This window comes from Cetobacterium sp. ZOR0034 (assembly GCF_000799075.1).
Lineage (GTDB): Bacteria > Fusobacteriota > Fusobacteriia > Fusobacteriales > Fusobacteriaceae > Cetobacterium_A.
In genome coordinates this window covers 1-951 of sequence record NZ_JTLI01000118.1, presented here as the reverse complement: position 1 = coordinate 951, position 951 = coordinate 1, and the positions used below count along the sequence as shown (strand labels likewise).

Here is a 951-nt window from a genome sequence, read left to right as displayed (position 1 = left end):
TTAAATCTTTTTATTTTAACACTCCCCCGTGTTTATAAAAAACCTTCCTTTTCCCCAAGAGGAAGGTTTTTTATTTTTTGCAAAAATATGATATAATAATCGAAATTTAAATAAAGGAGAGTTATATGAAATATAAAACTTTAATTTTCGATGCCGATGAAACTCTTTTCGATTTCAAAGCTTCTGAAAAAGACGCGCTAAAAAAAACCTTAATCGAATATAATATCGATTACAATGAGAATCATCACCTAGAAATCTACAAAGAAATCAATACAAAGATTTGGAAAGAATTAGAAGAGGGAAGTATCACTCAAAGTGAATTAAAAATAGAACGGTTTAGAAGATTTTGCGAAAAATTAGAATTAGATTTTAATCCAGAAAATTTTGCTTATAGCTATATGAATCATCTTTCTAACTCTTCAATTTTATTGGATGATGCTTTAGATCTGATTCAAACCCTACATAAAAAATTTGATTTGTTTATTATCACAAATGGACTGACTAAAGTTCAAACTGGAAGAATTAGAAACTCTATTATTGCGCCTTATTTTAAAGATATCATAATTTCTGAAGAGGTTGGAGTATCTAAACCAAACCCTGAAATTTTTGAAATTATTTTTAAAAATAATAATATAGAAAATAAAAGTTCAGCTTTAATGATTGGAGATAGTTTGACATCTGATATTAAAGGTGGAAATAATTTTGGAATTGATACTTGTTTATTCAATCCTAATAAAATTGAGTTTAAAAGTGAAATTAAGCCCGTGTACGAAATTTCGTACCTAAAAGAACTTTTAAACCATTTATAAAAATACGTGTTTTCTATTTTAAAACATTGGTTTTTTTTGCGTTCTATTTTCAAGAAAATAAAAATTTTTCTTTTCTGAAAAAAAACATTGTTGACATTTTTTTACGGATATGGTATTATTAATTGAAACCGATGATTAAGTA

General features: G+C 25.9%; 1 protein-coding gene. It reads left to right on the top strand.

All coding sequences use genetic code 11. The features are described from left to right. Positions 1-125 precede the first annotated feature (125 nt). Positions 126-809, top strand: coding sequence for a YjjG family noncanonical pyrimidine nucleotidase (locus L992_RS13030; RefSeq protein ID WP_047396694.1), 684 nt, complete (start codon positions 126-128; stop codon positions 807-809). The last annotated feature ends 142 nt before the right edge of the window (positions 810-951 follow it).

Excerpts from the sequence above, each read along its gene's own strand:
- L992_RS13030 (WP_047396694.1), top strand. The coding sequence starts at position 126 with ATGAAATATAAAACTTTAATTTTCGATGCCGATGAAACTCTTTTCGAT.